The organism is Sphingobium sp. ba1, from assembly GCF_000743655.1.
In the GTDB taxonomy this organism is placed as follows: Bacteria; Pseudomonadota; Alphaproteobacteria; order Sphingomonadales; family Sphingomonadaceae; genus Sphingobium.
Window position 1 is genome coordinate 304,419 of sequence record NZ_JPPQ01000083.1, and the last position, 20,356, is coordinate 324,774.

Annotated in this window: 17 protein-coding genes and 1 tRNA gene; 8 read left to right on the forward strand and 10 right to left on the reverse strand. The window is 62.3% G+C overall.

Features of this window, described 5'->3' with window-relative positions:
* A partial coding sequence (locus IL54_RS20760) for a TonB-dependent receptor (RefSeq protein ID WP_037480660.1) occupies nucleotides 1-2,231 on the reverse strand: 2,231 nt, incomplete at its 3' end.
* Nucleotides 2,232-2,568: 337 nt separating this feature from the next.
* Here IL54_RS20760 and IL54_RS20765 point away from each other — a divergent pair.
* A complete protein-coding gene (locus IL54_RS20765; RefSeq protein ID WP_037480062.1) occupies nucleotides 2,569-4,881 on the forward strand; it encodes a glycoside hydrolase family 127 protein in 2,313 nt (770 codons plus the stop codon).
* Nucleotides 4,882-4,934: 53 nt separating this feature from the next.
* Here IL54_RS20765 and IL54_RS20770 read toward each other — a convergent pair whose 3' ends face one another.
* The 7 genes from IL54_RS20770 to aroA all read right to left on the reverse strand — a co-directional run bounded on the left by IL54_RS20770 (nucleotide 4,935) and on the right by aroA (nucleotide 13,619).
* The gene (locus IL54_RS20770; protein WP_156106329.1) at nucleotides 4,935-6,203 is read right to left on the reverse strand and encodes an aminotransferase class V-fold PLP-dependent enzyme; all 1,269 of its coding nucleotides are present in this window, start codon (nucleotides 6,201-6,203) and stop codon (nucleotides 4,935-4,937) included.
* A 17-nt stretch (nucleotides 6,204-6,220) separates the two neighbouring features.
* Nucleotides 6,221-8,596 carry a TonB-dependent receptor plug domain-containing protein gene (locus IL54_RS20775; RefSeq protein ID WP_037480064.1) on the reverse strand — a complete coding sequence of 792 codons (2,376 nt, stop codon included), beginning with the start codon at nucleotides 8,594-8,596 and terminating at the stop codon, nucleotides 6,221-6,223.
* 495 nt (nucleotides 8,597-9,091) lie between these two features.
* On the reverse strand, nucleotides 9,092-9,382 hold the full coding sequence (locus IL54_RS20780; RefSeq protein WP_037480067.1) for an integration host factor subunit beta: 291 nt from the start codon (nucleotides 9,380-9,382) through the stop codon (nucleotides 9,092-9,094).
* Nucleotides 9,383-9,548: 166 nt separating this feature from the next.
* Nucleotides 9,549-11,261: a 30S ribosomal protein S1 gene (gene rpsA / locus IL54_RS20785; protein WP_037480069.1), complete on the reverse strand. Its 1,713-nt coding sequence runs from the start codon at nucleotides 11,259-11,261 to the stop codon at nucleotides 9,549-9,551.
* Between the two features lie 170 nt (nucleotides 11,262-11,431).
* Nucleotides 11,432-12,067 carry a (d)CMP kinase gene (gene cmk / locus IL54_RS20790; RefSeq protein WP_037480072.1) on the reverse strand — a complete coding sequence of 212 codons (636 nt, stop codon included), beginning with the start codon at nucleotides 12,065-12,067 and terminating at the stop codon, nucleotides 11,432-11,434.
* Nucleotides 12,064-12,312 (reverse strand): CBU_0592 family membrane protein, encoded by a 249-nt coding sequence (locus tag IL54_RS20795; RefSeq protein WP_037480075.1) that lies wholly within the window; start codon nucleotides 12,310-12,312, stop codon nucleotides 12,064-12,066. Before IL54_RS20795 ends, cmk begins: the two co-directional genes overlap by 4 nt.
* Entirely contained in the window at nucleotides 12,309-13,619 is a 1,311-nt protein-coding gene (gene aroA / locus IL54_RS20800) for a 3-phosphoshikimate 1-carboxyvinyltransferase (protein ID WP_193378929.1), read from the reverse strand. Before aroA ends, IL54_RS20795 begins: the two co-directional genes overlap by 4 nt.
* Before the next feature lie 177 nt (nucleotides 13,620-13,796).
* Between aroA and IL54_RS20805 the strand changes: the two genes are divergently transcribed.
* Both IL54_RS20805 and IL54_RS20810 read left to right on the forward strand, forming a co-directional pair.
* Nucleotides 13,797-14,132, forward strand: a complete 336-nt coding sequence (locus IL54_RS20805) for an FYDLN acid domain-containing protein (protein ID WP_037480080.1) — start codon at nucleotides 13,797-13,799, stop codon at nucleotides 14,130-14,132.
* A gap of 88 nt (nucleotides 14,133-14,220) precedes the next feature.
* Nucleotides 14,221-14,296, forward strand: a tRNA-Ala gene (locus IL54_RS20810).
* A 389-nt stretch (nucleotides 14,297-14,685) separates the two neighbouring features.
* On the opposite strand, the gene IL54_RS20815 is transcribed toward IL54_RS20810, so the two are convergent.
* A complete protein-coding gene (locus IL54_RS20815) occupies nucleotides 14,686-15,240 on the reverse strand; it encodes an outer membrane protein (protein WP_037480083.1) in 555 nt (184 codons plus the stop codon).
* A 314-nt stretch (nucleotides 15,241-15,554) separates the two neighbouring features.
* Here IL54_RS20815 and IL54_RS20820 point away from each other — a divergent pair, with 314 nt between their 5' ends.
* Both IL54_RS20820 and IL54_RS20825 read left to right on the forward strand, forming a co-directional pair.
* On the forward strand, nucleotides 15,555-16,238 hold the full coding sequence (locus IL54_RS20820) for a hypothetical protein (RefSeq protein WP_037480086.1): 684 nt from the start codon (nucleotides 15,555-15,557) through the stop codon (nucleotides 16,236-16,238).
* 11 nt (nucleotides 16,239-16,249) lie between these two features.
* Complete coding sequence (locus IL54_RS20825; protein ID WP_237748976.1) at nucleotides 16,250-16,924, forward strand: hypothetical protein; 675 nt, start codon at nucleotides 16,250-16,252, stop codon at nucleotides 16,922-16,924.
* Nucleotides 16,925-17,003: 79 nt separating this feature from the next.
* Here the strand turns inward: IL54_RS20825 and IL54_RS20830 are convergent, their stop codons facing one another.
* Entirely contained in the window at nucleotides 17,004-17,456 is a 453-nt protein-coding gene (locus tag IL54_RS20830) for a peptidylprolyl isomerase (protein WP_037480090.1), read from the reverse strand.
* Between the two features lie 168 nt (nucleotides 17,457-17,624).
* Between IL54_RS20830 and mgtE the strand changes: the two genes are divergently transcribed.
* The 3 genes from mgtE to IL54_RS24465 all read left to right on the forward strand — a co-directional run.
* Entirely contained in the window at nucleotides 17,625-19,058 is a 1,434-nt protein-coding gene (gene mgtE / locus IL54_RS20835; protein WP_037480093.1) for a magnesium transporter, read from the forward strand.
* Between the two features lie 31 nt (nucleotides 19,059-19,089).
* Nucleotides 19,090-19,488 carry a DUF1489 family protein gene (locus IL54_RS20840; RefSeq protein ID WP_037480095.1) on the forward strand — a complete coding sequence of 133 codons (399 nt, stop codon included), beginning with the start codon at nucleotides 19,090-19,092 and terminating at the stop codon, nucleotides 19,486-19,488.
* 58 nt (nucleotides 19,489-19,546) lie between these two features.
* Nucleotides 19,547-20,356: putative DNA modification/repair radical SAM protein (locus IL54_RS24465; protein ID WP_037480666.1), on the forward strand; the 810-nt coding region annotated here is incomplete at its 3' end.

Consider the following 20,356-nt stretch of genomic DNA (forward strand, 5'->3'; position numbering starts at 1 on the left):
TTGCGAATATCCGCAGGCAAGGCGGGCAGAAGCGACGAGAAGTCATAAGCGATATTGTTGTTGGGATCGACGAAGTCGGTCAGGTTCTTGAAATAGCCCGACAGCGAGACATAGCCGCCATTGCGGAAATAGCGTTCCACCGACAGGTCGATATTGGTCGATTGATAGGGACGCAAATTGGTGTTGCCGCCGTTCGAGCTGAACGGGCTGTTGAACGGGTCGGAACCCAGGCCGATCTTCGAGGGATCGAAGCTGAATTCCTGGTTCACCCGCTCCTGGTCGAGGCGCGGGCGGACCATGGCCTGCGCGGCGCCCAGTTTGATGAAGAAACCGGGTTCCAGCTCGACCGACATCTGCGCGCTCGGCAGGAAATCGGTATAGCTGGTCTTGCCCGAAGCAGGCACCACCGTAACCACGCCATTGGCGAAGCTGGAAATAGTGCCGACCGAGCGCTGCCTGGAATGGATCACCTGCGCGCCGAACGCGCCCTTGAGCGGCTTGCCGCCCAGTTCGCCGTCCATCGTCATCTTGGCATAGCCCGTGAACACATCTTCCTTCACGAAGTTATCGCGCACGAGCGATTGCGGGCGATTATCATATACCGCGTCGAGGACATTATTGTAGAGATAGAGCGGATCAAGCGTCAGCATCGCCGGAACGCCCAGATAGCCGAGCGAGACGTTGGAGCCGAGCAGCGCTTCGCTGGGAACAGGAGCTGAACCGGGGGTGCCGCCCGCGATGGTGCAATCGGTCCCGCCCGTCGGACACAGGAAATAGCTAGTGAAGGCACTGGTTTTCTTGCGACGGCTGTAATTGCCGCCCACTTCCCAGTTGCTGAAGATGCTGCCTTCAATCTCGCCCGTCAGGTTCGTGCGGAACGAGCGCAGATCGTCGATGAATTTGGGCTGGTTCAGGAAGCCCGCCTGCACCACGGCGGTCGTGCCATTATAGCCCCAGCCATTGGGATCGGTCAGGCTGATGATGTTGGTGTCGGTATAGTCGATGGTCGGCACGATCTGAAACAGGCCGTTGGACTGGCGATCGACGCGCACGGTGTCGGGCACGCCCGACCGCAGATAGCCGGTGCCCGAATAGGTTTCGAGCAGGAAGTCGGTGCGCTTGGCGCGCGACCAGCTGGCATCGACGTTCAAGTAAAGCCTGTCGTTCAGGCGGAACTGGTTGTTCCAGCCCAGCGAGATGGTGTCGGCGGTGCGCTTGTTATAATCGTTGCGCTGCACGCCATAGACGTTGCTGAAGGTCGCGCCGGTGACGAAGCTATCTTCCACCGTCACATCGCTGACGCCGACATTGGTGCCCCAGACCAGCGGAAATTCGATGCCGCGCAGCCGCTGTTCTTCCTCAAAATGCGAATAGAGGACGTCGAAGGTCGAATGGAAATTGTCGCTCGGCTGCCATTCCAGCGTGGCGACGGCACCATAGCGCTTCAACAGGTTGGATTGGACATAGGGTTTGGCGCCGCCGATGATCAGGTTGTTGTCGGCATCGGTCGGATAGCCCCAGGCGTTGAAGCGCTCATTTTGCGACGGGGTGTGCGAGGCGGAAAAACCGATGGCGAGGCCCAGCGTATCGTCGGCATATTGATCGACATAGGTGGCCGACGCGCGATAGCCATAGCGTTCGCCATCCGGGTTCAGCTTGTCGAGGCCATTCATCTGGCCACGCAGGGCAACGGCGATGATGCGGTCATTCTTGTCGAGCGGGCGGAGCATTCTAAGGTCGACCGTGCCGGAAATGCCGGCCGCGATCAGGGCTGCGTCGGAACTTTTGTAGACATTGACGTTCTGGAAGAATTCGGACGGATATTGATCATATTCCACGCCGCGATTGTCGCCGACGGTCACCTGTTCGCGCCCGTTGAGCAGGGTGGTGGAAAAGTCGGGGCCAAGGCCACGGATCGACAGGCGCTGGTCGCGCCCTTCGAGACGCTGGGCGGTGACACCCGGCAGGCGGGCGAGCGAGTCCGCGATCGAGACGTCGGGCAGCTTGCCGACATCTTCGGCCGTGATGGAATCGACGATCAGCACCGAATCGCGCTTCATCTTGGCGGCGGAGGCCAGCGATGCGCGGATGCCGGTGACGACGATGGCATCGACGGGTTGGTCGGCGGCGGCAGGCGCATCGGTCGTTTGCGCGGATGCGATCGACGTTACGGAAAGCGAAACGCCCGCCATCAAAGCCGCGCGCAGAACAGAACCATATATAGTGTGCATTGCAGAAACACCCTCCCCAAGACGCCTGTGACGGCGCTTCTTGCCGCTTTCGGTCTGAAAGGATATTAGTCCTGCGATGCCCGATCTGCACAGCATCCCACATACGTATTCAGGGGATTGGGCGGTATTGGACCTGTAGCTTGGCAATTCCTCAGTTTGAATTGGGCGTTGGCTCGCAGGGAAACAGATAGCTCATGTGCTGGGGTGGGCGACTCTCAGCATCGATAGCCACATCCAAATCACCATGCACCGCATCAGAATGATCGCGGCTTGATGGCATTTACTCATACAAAAAGAGGAGATAGGGTCGGCCCAACGACTGGATCAGGAGAGTGACATGGATTGGACGCGCCGCGCTATGTTGGGGGCAGGGGTTGCGCTCGGTACGATGCCGTCCTTTGCCTGGGCGGCGCGTGGCGCATCATCGGGGGCGACGCCCTTTCCATTGTCGCAAGTGCGGTTGAAGCCGTCGATTTTCCTGACGTCGGTACAGGCGAACCAGCGCTATCTTCTGTCGCTCGATGCGGATCGGTTGCTGCATAATTTCCATGCCGGGGCTGGGCTGCCGACCAAAGGCGATGTTTATGGCGGATGGGAGTCGCGCGGCATCGCTGGGCACTCGCTGGGCCATTATCTGAGCGCGCTGTCGCTGATCTATGCGCAGACGGGCGATGCGCCGTTTCGCGACCGCGCTGCCTATATCGTGCGCGAACTCAAGGCGATCCAGGCGAAGCAGGGCGACGGTTATGCGGGCGGCACCACCGTCGAGCGCGATGGCAAGACGGTAGATGGCAAGATCGTCTATGAAGAACTGCGCAAGAACGACATCCGATCGACCGGGTTCAGCCTGAACGAAGGATGGGTGCCGCTTTACACTTATCATAAGGTCATCGCCGGTGCGCTGGATGCGCATCACCATGCGGGGATCAAGGATGGCCTGTCCGTGGCGATCGGCCTTGGCGATTATCTCGGTACGATCGTGGAAGGACTAAGCGATGCCCAGGTGCAGGATATTCTGCGCACCGAGCATGGCGGGCTGACCGAATCCTATGCCGAATTATATAAACGCACGGGCAATCGCCGCTGGCTGACCCTGTCGGAGCGGATGCGGCATCATGCGATCGTCGATCCGCTCCTGGCCGGGCGCGACGAACTGGCGGGCAAGCATGCCAATACGCAGATACCCAAGATCGTCGGCGAAGCGCGGCTGCATGAACTGACCGGCAATGCCGACCAGGCGAAGGTGGCGCAATTCTTCTGGGCCACCGTCACGAACGATCACAGCTATGTCATCGGCGGTAATTCGGATCATGAGCATTTCGGCCTGCCACGCCAGCTGGCCCAGCGGCTTGATCAGCAGACGTGCGAGGCGTGCAACAGCTATAATATGCTGCGCCTGACACGGCATCTGTACGGGTGGAATGGCGACGCGCGCTATTTCGATTTCTACGAGCGGTCGCACCTCAATCACATCATGAGCCAGCAAGACCCCAAGACGGGTATGTTCACCTATTTCACGGGGCTGGCATCGGGGATGGCGCGCGTCCATTCGAACCCGACCGAGGATTTCTGGTGCTGCGTCGGGTCGGGCATGGAAAGCCATTCCAAACATGGCGAGAGCATATATTGGAAGCGTGACGACGCGGTCGCGATCAATCTTTATTATGCCTCGGCGCTGAATGCGCCCGAAGCGCAGATCGACATGGAGACCGCCTTTCCGCTGGACGATATGGTGCGGATCGCGGTGACGAAAGCACCGAAAAAGCTGGCGGTGCGTGTGCCCGGCTGGTGCGTTGCACCGATCTTGCAGGTGAATGGCAAGACGGCGGGGGTCCGCGAAGACGGCTATCTGATGCTGACGGGCTTGAAGGCGGGCGACCAGATCACATTGTCGCTGCCCATGACGGTGCGGGTCGAAGCGATGCCCGACGATGCCAAGCTGATTGCTTTCCTGAGTGGCCCCTTGGTGCTGGCGGGCGACATGGGGCCGCGCGAACGGTCGTGGGAGGGCGTCGACCCGGCCCTCGTCACCGACCAGAGCGTGCCGGCCCTGGTGACGGCGGGCGGCCTGCACCAATATCGTTTGGGCGAACAGGGAAAGCCCGGTGACCTGACGTTACGGCCCTTCTTTGCGCAGCATGACAACCGCACGGCCGTCTATTTCCGCCGCTTCGATACTGCCGAATGGCAGACCGAACGGGTGGCGTGGGAGAGCACAGCCAAGGCGCGGGCGGACCTGGCCGCGCGCACGATCGACGTCATCCGCCTGGGCGAACAACAGCCGGAGGTCGATCACGGCTTTGCCGACAGTGGCGGATCGGAGGCGGTTTCGCACGTCGCCGACCGCAGCCGGATCGTGAACAAGGGCTTTTTCGAGTTCGACCTGGCGGTCGCACCTGGGCCGCTGGCGCTGCAAATCACCTATAGCGGTGGCCAGCGCGACAAGGATTTCCGCATCCTGGTGGATGGCAAGCAGTTGGCGCGCGAACGGCTGACAGGCGCGGTAACGTCCGCCCGCAATGTCCAGACCTATGCGCTGCCCGCCGACACGGCGCGGGGGCAGTCGAAGATCCGGGTCCGCTTTGAGGCCGATGCCTGGCAAGGGGTGGAAGTCTACTCCGCTAGCACGATACGGGCGCAGGTAACGTAAGGACGGACCTCCGGCTCTCGGAGCATTTGGTAATGGTCGACTTTGCGTCGGGATTAAAGCGATGCGCCGATCGACCGGAGCGCGCGGACCAGGGCATCGATGTCGTCGGCGCTGTTGAACAGGGCGGGGGTTATGCGCACGCAGGCACCGCGCGCTGGGCCGTTGCGCTGCACGGAGAAGATGCGATGCTCGTCGAGCAGGCGTTTGGCGATCGCGGCATTGGCGCTGGCGCTTGTGTGGCCGGTGTAGCGGAAAGAGGTTATTCCACCGTGCAGGCGCGGGTCGGCGGGCGTCAAAATTTCCAGCCCGGACGTACCCCGTAGGGTTTCGGCCCAGCGATCGCGCAAATACTGCAACCGGGCGGCGCGAGCGGGACCGCCAATTGCGTCCTGAAAATCGAGGGCGGCAGGCACGGTGAGTTGCGCAGCGAGATCCACGGTGCCGGTGTGGACGCGCGCATAGGCGTTGGCCGCGAAAGGGGGCGCATTGCCGATGTCGGGATCGATCAGGTCGATCTTGGCCTTGCGGATGTAGAGGACGCCAACGCCAAGCGGGGCGCCCCACCATTTATGGAGGTTGAAGCCGATGAAATCGGCATCAAGGTCAGGCAGTGAAAAGTCGATCTGGCCCCAGCTGTGTGCCGCGTCAACGATGGCATCGACGCCCCGCGCGCGGGCCATGGCGACGATCTCCCGCACCGGGATGACGAGGCCAGTGCGATGGCTGAGATGGGTCAGCAGGATGAGCCGAACGCGGGGATTGGCCTTGAGCGCCTGCTCATAGCTGTCGATCAACCCCTGATGCGTCGCCGGTTCGGGCAGGTCGATGCGGAGGACATCGACATTGCGGCTCTGTTTCAAGGATTCGAAACAGGCCTGCATGCTGTCATAATCCAGATCCGCATAAAGTACGGCATCGCCAGGCCGCAGCCGATTATAACCGCCGATCAGGCTTTTGAGCGCTTCGGTCGCATTGCGGGTGAAGGCGATTTCGCTGGGATCGACCTGCATCTTGGCCGCGACGCGATCGCGCACGGCGAACAGGTCGGGCGTCAGGCCGCGCCTAGCATAATAGCTGGTCGCGCGATTGACCTGCCGGACCTTGGCTTCATAGGCTTCCAGTACCGGGCGGGCCATCATGCCCCAATTGCCGTTTTCCAACTGGATGATGTCAGGCACCACATCATAATGCGCTGCGATCTTGGCCCAATGGCTTTCGTCAGCGGGCCGGACGGCCGCCGCCGCTGGCAGGGCGGCGTCGATCCGTCCTGCCAGCGGGGCTGCCGCCGTTGCCATCATCATCTGCCTGCGACTAATATCCATCGGGCTATGCTATCCGATCAGAAGGTTACACCCAAGCGAACATAATATTGGCCGCCATCGGTGTCGAAGGGGGCGTTGCGCGAGTAGATGAGACCGCGCACCGCCTGGTTGGTGGCTTCGTCGGGATAGGTGTCGAAGATATTTTCCGCGCCCGCCCGAACCGTGATGTTGTCGGTCAGTTGCACGCTGGCCGACAGGTCGAACAGCGTCATGGCGCCAAAGCGCTGGAAGATGTCGCCAGTGGCATTGCCGCTGACATCGGTCCATTTCCCATAATAGCGCGCGCGCGCCTGCAACCCGAACCGGCCGATCGTATAACCGAGCGACGCCGTGCCATTATGTTTGGGCAACCGTTCTTCAAAGATGATCCGCTGGGTTTCGTTGGCAATCGCGGCAGAGGTGCCGCTCGTCACCTTGGTCTGGTTGTAATTATAGGCGAGGCTGAGGTCGGCCTTGCCCGGTCCCACTTGCTGCGCATAGGCCAGCACGACATCAATGCCGCGGGTGCGGGTGTCGAAGTCGTTGGTGAAATAGGTGACGGCGGTGAACCGCTGTGGATTGGGCAGGGTGGCAGGCACAGTGAAGGAGCGTGACTGGCCGAACCGGTCGCGCAGCTTGATCTGATAGAGATCGATGCTGCCGCTCAGGCCGAACTCGGACTGGAACGTCAGACCGGCGGTGATGGTGCGCGACTTTTCCGGGGTCAGCGGTTGGGCACCCAGCGCGATGGCGATTGGATCATTGGGGGACAGGCGGCCCGTGTTGAAAATCTGCAGCGTTTGCGTGTCAAGGCCCTGGGTGGTGTTGACGGCGTTGAGCTGCGCCGGGGTTGGGGCGCGGAAGCCGGTGGAATAGGTGCCGCGCACCGCGACGCCCTTGACCGGCTCCAGCCGTGCCGAGAGCTTGTAGTTGAAGGTGTCGCCAAAGGCCGAGAAATCCTCATAGCGGCCCGCCGCGCCGAGCGTCAGCGCTTCGACCGGGTGGACTTCCAGGTCCAGATAGCCGGCATAGCTGGTCTGCGACCATTCACCTGAACTTAGCGGATTGAAGCCAGGGAAGCCGTTGCTGTTGGGGGCAAGGCCGGTAGCCGCACCTGGCCCGATGGCGTAGGAGGCTGGGTCACCGGGACGGATGCCGTAGGTTTCCTTGCGCCGTTCCGCACCGAAAGCGATGTTGGCGGGCTCGGCCAATCCCAGCGGCAGGCGGTAGACGAAATCGGCGTTCAGGTTGAATTCGCTCTGGCGCAAACGGCCGAGATAGAAGCTCGTTGGGCTGAGCGGTCCCAACGAAGCGTTCAGCGATTCGGACATAGTATAGTTGATTCTGCTCCGGCCCGACGAGGCGCTGAGGTCATAGGTGAACTGATCGCTGATCGCGCCGCGCAGGCCGCCATCGGCCTGATAATCATCATATTGCGTGGCGAAGCGCGGTGTGAAACCGACGGGATAGACGCTGCTGAAGCTGAAACCGGGGAAGGCCGCGCTGGGATTATAGACGTTGCCGGTCCCGACCGGATTGCGCCAGTTGAAATCGGTTACGCCCTCGCCATTGCCGACCGTGCCAAAGGCATAGGCGGTTACGGCGTCGGAAAAGTCATAATGGGCGTTGATCGCGCCACGAACGGAGCGCAAGTCGGGTTGGCCCCATCGCTGGACCGGGTCGGGCACGGTGAGGGTTGGATTGGCTGCCTGGAACGCAATGGCGTCGGGGCGCTGGCGGGTGCGCGAGGTGGCATCCGATTTCGAAAATTCGCCGGTGAAGACGATGCTGCCGCGATCGCCCAAGGCCAGGCCGCCTTGGGCACCAGTCTGGTAATTGGTGCCATCGCCCTCATAATATTGCGAATATTGGCCGAAGGCCTCCATGCCTGGCTCATCGTCGAGGATGATGTTGACGACACCAGCGATGGCGTCCGAGCCATATTGGGCAGATGCGCCGTCGCGCAGCACTTCGATGCGCTTGATCGCCAGATTGGGGATGGTTGCAAGGTCGGCGGACTGCGCGCCGCGGCTGCCCAGCAGGGCGGAACGGTGATAGCGCTTGCCGTTCACCAGCACCAGCGTCTGGTCGGCCGAGAGGCCACGGAGTGTCGCGGGGCGGACAAAGGCCTGACCGTCGGCGGCGGGCAAACGCTGGACGTTGAACGATGGCAGGAGTTGCGCCAAAGTATCAGACAGATCGTTGGAAATACTATTGTCGATGGACTTGGATGATAGCACGTCAATGGGTGCCAGCGTATCGAATTTCGTCCGCTTGGCATCGCGCGTTCCAGTCACGATGATGGAGTCGCCACGGTCGATATCGGATGCAGCGGGCATATTGTCTTGCGCCACCGCGAACGCACACGCAGAGAATTGCAGCGCGATCATCGCGCTACCAGCCAGAAATTTCATGATGGTCCCCAAAGGTTTGGTCGATATTATGCTATGACCGCGCCTTTAGTATGCGCTCATGACGGTTCTGTGTATCGAACCTGGAATTTCTATCGAGTGGGAGAGGCGGTTGGTACGGGCGGGGGGACTTGAACCCCCATGGGCAAAGCCCGACGGATTTTCTTACCCGCTACGGCTTTCGCCGCCGCCCGGAGGGGCGTTTGTGGTCTGGACTATCCCTTCACCATATCCCGGCAGGCCGGGGTGCAGGTGCTGCCCGTCTAGTCTCTACACCTTCCTGAAAGCGGACTTTCAGGCTTGGCTCGGGATTGCCATGTTAAAGGTTTCCCCGAATTTGAGCAGTTCTACGTCACAGATTTCCCTGTGCGCACTCAATGATCTAAGTCCGTTGCGTCTACCGATTTCGCCACGCCCGCATTACCAAAGGCTGGCTATAGTCGGGAGGATCGGCAGAGCCAAGCGCGATTTGATGGTCAGCGCCCGGCGACGTAATCGTCAATCCTCATGATCGGCATTCAGCCGTTCACGCATTTCCTTGCCGGGTTTGAAATAGGGCACGCGCTTCGCGCTGACCGGCACTTGCTCGCCGGTGCGCGGGTTGCGTCCGGTTCGTGCGTCGCGGGCGCGGGTGGTGAAGGCACCAAAGCCGCGCAGTTCGACGCGACCGCCCGATGCCAGTCGATCGACAATCTCCTTAAAGAAGAGATCGACGATTCGCTCGACTTCCGGGAGCGTCAGGCCCGGATTTTCGTCAGCCAGTTTCTGGATCAATTCCGAACGGATCATCGAATTTCCAGAGCCCCCTGATTTTTCCCTAGCTAATCATAGGGCTTTTACAGGGCGTTGACAATCGCGCAGGTCGGGGATTGTTTCGATACGGAAAGGATATGAAAAGCCCGCCGAGATGATGATCCCGGCGGGCTTCTCTAATTAGTCGACTTTGACGAAAGGCTTAGCCTTCGGTCTTGGCCTTGAGCGCTTCGCCCAGAATGTCGCCCAGCGACGCGCCGCTGTCGGACGAACCGTACTGCGCAACAGCCTGCTTCTCTTCGGCGATCTGCATTGCCTTGATCGAGAAGGTCGGCTTCTTGGCACGGTCGAAGCCGGTGATCATGGCGTCGAACTTCTGGCCGATCTGGAAGCGTTCCGAACGCTGCTCGTCACGGTCACGACCAAGGTCGCTGCGCTTGATGAAGCCAGTGGCGCCATCGTCGCCAGCCTGGACTTCCAGGCCGCCGTCGCGGACTTCAAGAACGGTCACGGTGACGATCGCATTCTTGTTGAGGCCGGCAGCAGCAGCGGTCGTGCCGCCAGCGGCCGGACCACCACGCTCAAGCTGCTTCATGCCGAGGCTGATGCGCTCCTTCTCGACGTCGATGTCGAGAACGACAGCCTGAACGGCCTCGCCCTTGCGATGCAGCGCCAGCGCGTCTTCGCCCGAAATGCCCCACGCGATGTCGGACATGTGGACCATGCCGTCGACGTCGCCGTCCAGGCCGATGAACAGGCCGAACTCGGTCGCATTCTTGACTTCGCCTTCGACGGTCGAACCGATCGGGTGACGTTCGGCAAAGCTGTCCCAGGGATTGCTCTGGGCCTGCTTGAGGCCGAGCGAGATACGGCGCTTTTCGGGATCGACTTCGAGGACCAGAACTTCGACTTCCTGGCTGGTCGAAACGATCTTGCCGGGGTGGACGTTCTTCTTGGTCCAGGACATTTCGGACACATGGACCAGGCCTTCGATGCCGGCTTCCAGCTCGACGAACGCACCATATTCGGTGATGTTCGTGACGCGGCCCGACAGCTTGGCACCGACGGGGTACTTGGCCGATGCGCCTTCCCACGGATCGCTCTCAAGCTGCTTCATGCCGAGCGAGATGCGCTGCGTGTCGCGGTTGATGCGGATGATCTGCACCTTCACGGTGTCGCCGATGTTGATCATCTCATTGGGGTGGTTGATGCGCTTGTAGCTGAGGTCGGTGACGTGCAGCAGGCCATCGATGCCGCCCAGGTCAACGAACGCACCATAGTCAGTGATGTTCTTGACGACGCCTTCGATGATCTGACCTTCGGCCAGCGTCTGGATGAGGCCGCTGCGCTGTTCGGCGCGGGTTTCTTCCAGAATGGCGCGGCGCGACACGACGATGTTGCCGCGGCGGCGATCCATCTTGAGGATCTGGAAAGGCTGCGGAATGTCCATCAGCGGGGTGACATCGCGCACAGGGCGGATGTCGACCTGGCTGCCGGGCAGGAAGGCCACGGCGCCGTCGAGATCGACGGTGAAGCCACCCTTAACGCGGCCGAAGATGACGCCTTCGACGCGGGCGCTCTCGGTGAACTCGGCTTCCAGCTTGTCCCAGGCGGCTTCGCGACGGGCGCGGTCACGCGACAGCATGGCTTCGCCATGGGCGTTTTCGACGCGGTCGACATAGACTTCGACTTCGTCGCCGACCTTGATGTCAGCCTTCTGGCCCGGCATCGCGAATTCGCGCAGCGGCACGCGGCCTTCGGACTTCAGACCTACGTCGATGACGGCCAGGTCGTTTTCGATGGCGGTAACGGTGCCCTTGACGACCCGGCCTTCGAAGCCGCCGTCCTCACCACCGAGGGAATCATTGAGAAGCGCGGCGAAATCGTCGCGCGTGGGGAATGCCGTAGAGGCCATGGTTAGTCCTTCACTCATCATTGCTGGCCAACCGGTTGTATCCGATGGTCTTTGGCCAAACTGTCCCGAACGCCGCATGCGGCCGGGACATCCGTTACCGCAAAAGCGTTTGCGGACGCGCAGACGAGAAAAGCGAAAAGGGCGCGCGGAATACCGCACGCCTTGACGGGTCAGCCTCTGGAGCGACCTTCAAGCTGGGCGTCCACAAGCGCAATCGCCTGGCGGACGGCCGCGTCTATAGACAAATCGCTGGTGTCTAGCAAGTCCGCACCATCGGCGACTTTGAGCGGCGCATGGTCGCGGCTCATGTCGCGGGTGTCGCGCGCCTGGATGTCGGCGATCAGGCTGTCCATATCGGGATGGCCGCCATGCGACAGCGCATCCTGATAGCGGCGTTGGGCGCGGACATGGACGCTGGCGGTGACGAACAGCTTGGCATGGGCATCGGGCGCGATGACGGTGCCGATGTCGCGCCCGTCGAGGATCGCGCCGCCCGGCTGGGTCGCGAAATCGCGCTGCCGCTTGACCAGGGCGTCGCGCACCGCCTGATGCACGGAAACGCGCGAGGCGAGGCTGCCGACCGCTTCGCTGCGCAGCGCCGGATCGGCCAGGGTTTCGTCGCCAAACGAGCAAGCCGCGAGCGCGTCCGATTCGATGTCGGGGTCGCCGCCTGCTTTCAGCACGGCAAGGCCGACCGCGCGGTAGAGCAGGCCAGTGTCGAGAACTGGGACACCATAATGGCGACCAAGCGCCTTGGCGATGGTGCCCTTGCCCGATGCGGCGGGGCCGTCGACGGCGATGATCATGCGGATTTTCTTTTCATGGCTTTGACGAGGCCCAGCAGGGCGATGAGGGTCCAGACGATTTCTAGCGCCATCGACGCCAGGTTGAAATGCACGGTCAGCGACCAGATGAGCAGCAGCGAACCGACAAGGTTTAACAGATTGAAAAAGACAAAGTTCATCTGCTTGGCGATATTGCTGTAGGCATAAGCGACGACCATCATGGCGCTGCCCGCCAGACCGATGATGTTGGCCCAGTCGAACGTCATGCCATGGCACCCAGCGCTTGGAGCAAAGCCGTGAAGGTTGGGAAGCTGGTCGCGACCGGGCGCATGTCGTCAATCGTCACGCCATCGCGCGATACCAGCCCTGCGACGGCAAAGCTCATGGCGATGCGGTGGTCGAGCTTGGTGGCGATCGGCCCCCCGCCTTGGAGCGGCGCGCCGCCGCTGCCCTCGATGATGAGGCCGTCTTCCAGTTCCTCGACCGTCACGCCGATCGCGCGGAGGCCGGCTGCCATGGTGGCGATGCGGTCGGATTCCTTGACGCGGAGTTCGTCCAGCCCGCGAAAAACGCTGCGGCCCTGCGCGAGCGCAGCGGCGACGAAGGCGACGGGATATTCGTCAATCATGCTCGGCGCGCGCGCCGGGTCTGGCTCGACACCTTTGAGGGCTGACGCCGTGACGATCAGGTCGCCCACAGGTTCGCCACCGACTTCGCGGGCGTTGATGACCTCGATGGAGCCGCCCATTTCGCGCAGCAGGTCGATGAGGCCAGCGCGCGTGGCGTTGAGGCCGACATTGGCGATCGTCACCTTCGACCCCGGCACCAGCAGCGCGGCGACCATCGGGAAGGCGGCGGAGGAGGGATCGCCGGGAACGATAATCTGCTGCGGCTGCAATTCCGCTTCGCCGACCAGCGTGATGATGCGAGTGCCGTCGGCTTCCACTTCGACCGTCAGGTCCGCGCCGAAGCCGCGCAGCATCCGTTCGCTATGGTCACGGGTCGGGATCGGCTCGACGACGCGGGTGATGCCCGGCGTGTTGAGGCCAGCGAGCAGGATCGCCGATTTCACCTGCGCCGAAGCGACGGGCAGGCGATAGTCGAGCGGCACGGCGGGGCAGGCGCCGCGCATGGTGAGCGGCAACCGGCCGCCGGGGCTGGTGGTGAAGCTGGCACCCATCTGCGCCAGTGGGTCGGTGACCCGCGCCATGGGGCGTTTGCTGAGCGAGGCATCGCCGATGAAGGTCGCGGTCAGATCATGGCTGGCGAGCAGGCCCATCAGCAGGCGCGTGGACGTGCCGCTATTGCCCATGTCGAGCGCGCCCTCTGGCTGGAGCAGTCCGCCAACGCCGACGCCATGAATATGCCATATGCCATCGGCGTCGCGCTGAATGTCCGCGCCCATCGCCCGCATGGCGGCGGCGGTCGCCAGCACATCCTCGCCCTCCAGCAGACCTTCGACCCGGCTTTCGCCCACGGCCAGCGCCGAAAGCATCAGCGATCGGTGCGAAATGCTCTTGTCCCCCGGCACGGTCACGCTGCCCGACAGGGCGGATGCGGCGGTGAATGTCATCGGGCGGGGCAGTTCGGCGGCAGCGGTCACGGTTCGTCCAGTCTGGTCTGGCGGGAAAAAATGCGCCCGGCTTTTGACAGCGCGCTTGGGCTATGGCAAGGCGCGCGACGTTTCGTGGGCAACAGCCGTTGCGCCGCGTAAAGTCTATTTGAGCATCTAAAAAGGAACAGGCCGGACATGGTGAAGGCTGAATGGGGCACGAAACGGACCTGCCCGAAATGCGCAACCCGCTTCTATGATCTGGGCAAGGACGATCCGGTCGTCTGCATCAACTGCAACGCGGCCTGGGAACCGGAGCCGGTTCTCAAGTCCAAGCAGCCGCTTCCTTACGAAGAAGCGCCCAAGAAGGTCATCGAGACCGCCGACGGCAAGCTGGAAACGGCCGACGATGATCTGGACCTGGATCTGGACGTCGATGATGATGGCGATTCGCCGGATAATGACGTCGATCTGGGCGGTGACGACGACCTGGGTGTCGAAGCCGCTGGCGACGACGATAGCGATGACAATTAACTGATTTTTGTTCTTGCCAACGAGGTTGCTGCGACTTAATGGCAGCGACCTCGCAAGCGCCAACCCAAGGGCGCTTGATGATGGTGACGGGGCCTTAGCTCAGCTGGGAGAGCGCCTGCATGGCATGCAGGAGGTCAGCGGTTCGATCCCGCTAGGCTCCACCATTTTTCGACATTGATGATGTTCTGGCGGGTGCAGCATAGCTGCATCTTGCTCATGCTGCGCGCACGCTTTCTAGAGCGAGATGACTTTACTCAGAACCGTTCGTCCTGAGTAGCCATTGAGCGAAGTCGAAATGGCGTATCGAAGGATATAAGCGCAGCCGACCCTTCGATACGGGTCTTCGACAAGCTCAGCCCCTACTCAGGGCGAACGGAGTGATGCGACTTAAAGTCATCATACTCTAAAATACTCTAAAATACTCTAAAACGGGAGAATCCGGGACGGCGGCAGTCCAATGCACCGCCCCGGACCCCCAGTCCTTGCCGCGGCAAGGATTGGCTGGTGGGGGCGAGCCGTTAGGGCCCGCCCGAACCTTTAGCTCGGAATCAGATCAGAATTTGGCGACGACACCCGCCATCGGGCGGATCGAGCGGAAGTTGCCCATCGTGTCAGCCTGCACCCGGAAACGGATGTTGCTGCTCATGGCCGAGCTGCCCATGTCGGCGGGCGAGAGTTCCACGCCAGCGCCATAGGTGGTGCCATGGAAATCCTGGCTATCGGGGCCGAGCGCGTCGAAATTGACCCACTTGTAACCGACCTTGCCGAAGATCAGGCTGTCCTTGCCGGCCTTCACACCGACACGGCCAGCGGCATTATATTCCCAGTCGATGTCGCCCGACACGCCCTTGGACGCGCCGCCTTCGACGCCGAGAACGATCGGTCCTGCGACATTATAATTCACGCCAGCGACGCCTTCGACCATGCGGCCCTTATAGCCGACGGGAGGAATGCCTTCCTTGCCGGTTTCGCTGTCGAAATTATGCACGCCGCCCATCACGCCGACATAGGGTTCGAGGCGACGGGTAGAACTGCCATCGTCCTGCGCCATCGCGACGGCGGGAATGAAGGACGCAGCGGCAGCCGCTGTGAAAAGCAGTGTCTTCATGGGGGTAACCCTTTTTCTATTGTTGAGGATAAGCAGCGGTGTGGACCCGCCGGGTCGGCGCGAGCGCTCCAAGCTGCTGCACCAGACACGACACAAAATGACCGGACCCGCCCGAAGGTTTCCTGAACGAACGATAAAAACCGGACGATTGACATTTATGTGACGGAAAAAACACGGTTTCTGTCGCTCAGATGAACGAAACACCCCTTATCTGAACGGCAGATAAACGCTGGACGGCACACCCCATTTTCATTCACAACCAATTCAACCGGCCCGCGTTACGTCAGTGACAGATAAAGATGAGGAGAAAGGCGATGACGGGCATCCGACATCGGTTACTGGCTACGATGGGCCTGATTGGCGCGCTGGCATTGGGGGGCTGCGCCTATGATGACGGCTATGGCTATGGCGGCGTAAACGTCGGCACGGGCTATTATGGCGGTGGTGGCTATTATGGGGACGGCTATTATGGTCCCGGAGGCTATTATCAGCCCGGCGCCTTTGGCGGCTGGTACAATAATTATTATTATCCCGGTAACGGCTATTATGTCTACGATCGGGGCGGACGTCGTCACCGCTGGAACGATGGGCAGCGCCGCTATTGGGAAGGCCGCCGCGCCGAGCGTGGCGACAATCGCTGGCGTGACCGGGATCGCGATGGACGACCCGACCGGCGGCCCGATTGGCGTGGGCGCGATAATGACGGGCGCGGCGATGGACGGGGCGAATGGCGCGGACGCGGCAATGATGGTCGGCCAGGCGATGGCCGCTATACCCGTCCGCGGCCGCAGCCCGGCGTAGAGGGTGACCGTGGCCGGGGTCGCTGGCAGAATAACAATGCCGTGCGCCCGACGCCGCAGGCCCGGCCGGATCGCCCGCAGGCGAGCCAGCCCCGGCCGCAGCGCAGCGTTGGCAATCGCCCCGCCCCCAGCATTCGCGCCGATCGACCGGCGCGCACCAACAGCCGTGGCCCAGCCATGCGGACACGCCCAGACTGATGCGGAGACAGATGAAGGCACTCTTACTGACACCCCTCCTGCTCGTCGCCGCCTGCGACGGGCGGGAGGAAAGCGCGATCGACAATCTCGCCAATGGCGCGAATGTGGCCCAGGTGGAAAACAGCTTCCGGGCCGAGGCGATGGCGGTGATGGAACCGCTCGATCCGCCAGGGCCGGGCACGCCGGGCGGCCTGCCGATCGACCCAGCCCCGCTGGCCGAAGGATCGATCGATCCCGACAGCGCACAGGGCGCGGCGCAGGTCGTTCAGGGCTATTATGGCCTGCTGGAGGAAAAGCGGTTCGAAGATGCGCAGGCGCTGTGGAATCCGCGCGGCCAAATCGGGACGCAGGATGACGCGCATTTCGCGGCGCGTTTTCGGGGTTTCAGTGAAATTCACGCCAATGTCGGCGCGCCATCCGAGCCGGAAGGCGCGGCCGGGTCGCTTTATGTCATCGTGCCGGTCCAGCTTTATGGCCGGATCGCCGCGAACGGCAAACCCTTCTACGCCTTGCGCCAGGTGACCTTGCACCGCGTCAACGATGTGCCCGGATCGACCGCCGAACAGCGGCGCTGGCATATCGAACGGATCGGTGCCTATGCCCCGCCCATCCAGGCGGCCGACGCCAGCAATGCGATGGAACCCATCTCCATGACCGACGGCATGGCGGGCAAGAGCAAGAAATAAGCACCATCCGCTTCGAGAAGGTCGAACGCCGCCCAAAGGCAGGCGGTTCGGCTTCCCGAAGCGGGCGGTGATGGTCAGATCAGGCGACGGTCGCCTTGACGATCTTGCCCGGCGTGCGCGGCGGCTCGCCCTTGGGCAGCGCGTCGACATGTTCCATGCCCGACGTCACTTCGCCCCAGACGGTATATTGGCCGTCGAGGAAGGTCGCGTCGTCGAAGCAGATGAAGAACTGGCTGTTGGCGCTGTTCGGGTTGGACGAGCGTGCCATCGAGCAAACGCCGCGGACGTGCGGCTGACGGCTGAACTCGGCCTTGATGTCGGGCAGCTTGGACCCGCCCATGCCGGTGCCGGTCGGATCGCCGCCCTGCGCCATGAAGCCGGCGATGACGCGGTGGAACACGACGCCATCGTAAAAGCCGTCCTTGGCGAGCGTGGTGATGCGCTCGACATGGCCGGGGGCGAGGTCGGGACGCAGCTTGATGACGACGTCGCCGCCACTGTCGAGGGCGAGGGTAAGTGTTTCTTCGGCCATGATGATCCTCTCTTGCCGGGGAAGGGGTAGTGGCCCCCATATAGAGGCTGACAAAGGGGATGGAAGATTGTTGTGGATAAGGCGTTCATTGCCGCCGCCCCATTGCAATTCCAGTGTGCATAGGCGAAAGCACCCCCATGTTACAGGAACCGGACAGTAGCGCGGGCCATGAGCGATCGCGGCGACAAGGCCAATGCCCGGCCCGATGAAGAACTGATCGACGCGACCGCGATCGATCAGGCCGAATCCCGTCATGACGAGGATGACCGGCTGAGACCCGAATATGTGACGGCCGTGCTCGACGCGGTGGAGGATGGCGATGCCGAGCGGGCGCGCGATCTCGTGTCGCCGCTGCACCCCGCCGACATTGCCGATCTGCTCGAACTCACGCCCGCCGACCGGCGCGGCGCGGTGGCCGCAGCGCTCGGCGATCTGGTCGGCGCGGAAGTGCTGTCCGAACTCAACGACTATGTCCGCGACGACCTGATCGGCGATCTGGCCCCTGAACAGGTGGCGGGATTCGCGGCCGAACTCGACACCGACGATGCCGTCGCGATGATCGAGGATATGGACGATGCCGACCAGCAGGCCGTCCTCGATGCCCTCGACCCCGAAGACCGCGCGGCGATCGAAAGCGCGCTGTCCTACCCGGAGGAATCCGCCGGACGCCTGATGCAGCGCGATCTGGTCGCGGTGCCCGAACATATGACGGTCGGCCAGGTGATCGACTATCTGCGCGATCATGGCGACCTGACCGCCGATTTCTGGGAAATCTACGTCGTCGATGCGATGCATCGGCCGGTTGGCTATTGCCAGCTAAGCTGGATTCTCACCTGCCCCCGGTCGGTCGCGATGGCCGACCTGATGAAGCGCGAACAGACGCTGATCCCGGTCGACATGGACCAGGAGGAAGTGGCGCTGCGCTTCCAGAAATATGCGCTCATCTCCGCCGCCGTCGTCGATTCGAGCGGGCGGCTGGTCGGCATGATCACGGTCGATGACGTCGTCCACATCATTGCCGAGGAAGCGGGCGAGGATATTTTGCGCCTGTCGGGCGCGGGCGAAGGCGACATCAACGAACCGATCCTGATGACGGTGCGCGCGCGCCTGATCTGGCTGGTCGTGAACCTCGGCACGGCGATGCTGGCCGCGTCTGTCGTCGGCCTGTTCGAAGGGACGATCGAGCGGTTTGCGATGCTCGCCGCGCTGATGGGCATCGTGTCGGGCATGGGTGGCAATGCGGGGACGCAGACGCTCGCCGTGGTCGTGCGTGCGCTCGCCACCAATCAGCTGACCAGTTCCAACACCGCGCGGATGATCGGCCGCGAATTCCGCATCGCCGCCACCAATGGCGCGACGCTGGGCACGCTGATCGCGATCGGCTCCTATGTCATCTATGGGCGGCTCGACCTGTCGCTGGTGTTCGGCGCGGCGATCCTGACCAACAATATGGTCGCGGGACTGGCCGGGGTTTTGGTGCCGGTCACGCTGGAACGCAATAATGTCGATCCCGCCGTATCCTCCGCTGTGTTCGTGACGATGATGACGGATTCGCTCGGCTTTTTCACCTTCCTGGGCCTGGCTACGCTCTTCCTGCGTTGAAGCTGCGCCAAACCGTCCCCAAATCGCGCCCATGCCGCTGCACATCACCAAGATCGCTTTTCGCAGCGAAAGCCCCGCCACCCTGCGCGCCTGGCTGGAAAGCCAGCCCGGCGAAGCGCGGATCACCACCCGCTATCTGCCCAAGCGGGTCGAGGAAATGGCGGGCGGATCGCTTTACTGGATTCACGCGCATATGATCGTCGGCCGCAGCCCGATCCTGGGCTTCGAGGAAACGGGGCAAGGCCGCCACTGGGTCCGGCTCGAACCGCGCCTCATCCCGGTGCGCGCCGCGCCCAAGCGCGCGCATCAGGGCTGGCGCTATCTGGAGGACAAGGACGCGCCGCCGGACTTGGCCGATGGCGAAGTCGATGCCCGCGACGCCATGCCCCCTGCCTTGCTGCACGAACTGGCGAAGCTCGGTCTGGTCTAAAGGGCATAAGCATTTGAAACGCTGGACTTGTCGCTAGAAAGAACATAGCACGAACGACATGGTCCAGATGTCTACTCGTCAGAAGCTCGAAATCCTGGCCGATGCCGCCAAATATGACGCCTCCTGCGCGTCGTCGGGCACGTCGAAGCGGGATTCGCGCGGCGGCAAGGGCATCGGCTCGACCGAGGGCATGGGCATTTGCCATGCTTATGCGCCCGATGGTCGCTGCATCTCGCTGCTCAAGATCTTGCTGACCAACAGCTGCATCTTCGACTGTCATTATTGCATCAACCGCAAGTCGAGCGACGTGCGTCGCGCCCGCTTCACCGCCAAGGAAGTGGTGGACCTGACGCTCAGCTTCTACCGCCGCAATTATATCGAGGGGCTATTCCTTTCGTCCGGCATCATCCGCTCGTCCGACTATACGATGGAACAGATGGTCGAAGTCGCCCGGTCGCTGCGCGAGGATCATGATTTTCGCGGCTATATCCATTTGAAGACCATCCCCGATGCCGACCCCGGCCTGATGCGCCAGGCGGGGCTGCATGCCGATCGGCTATCGATCAATGTCGAACTGCCGACCGAAAGCGGCCTCAAGCGGCTGGCGCCGGAAAAGGACGGCACCCGGATCGAAGGCGCGATGGGCCAGATGCGCACCGAGATGGAGGATAGCGGCGACGCGCGCCGCAAATATCGCCATGCCCCGCGCTTTGCGCCTGCCGGCCAGTCCACCCAGATGATCGTGGGGGCGGATGCGGCCGACGACCGGGCGATCATCACGCGGGCAAGCAGCCTGTATGACCGCCACCGGTTGCGGCGGGTCTATTACAGCGCTTTCTCTCCCATCCCCTCGCCCAGCGCCGTGCTG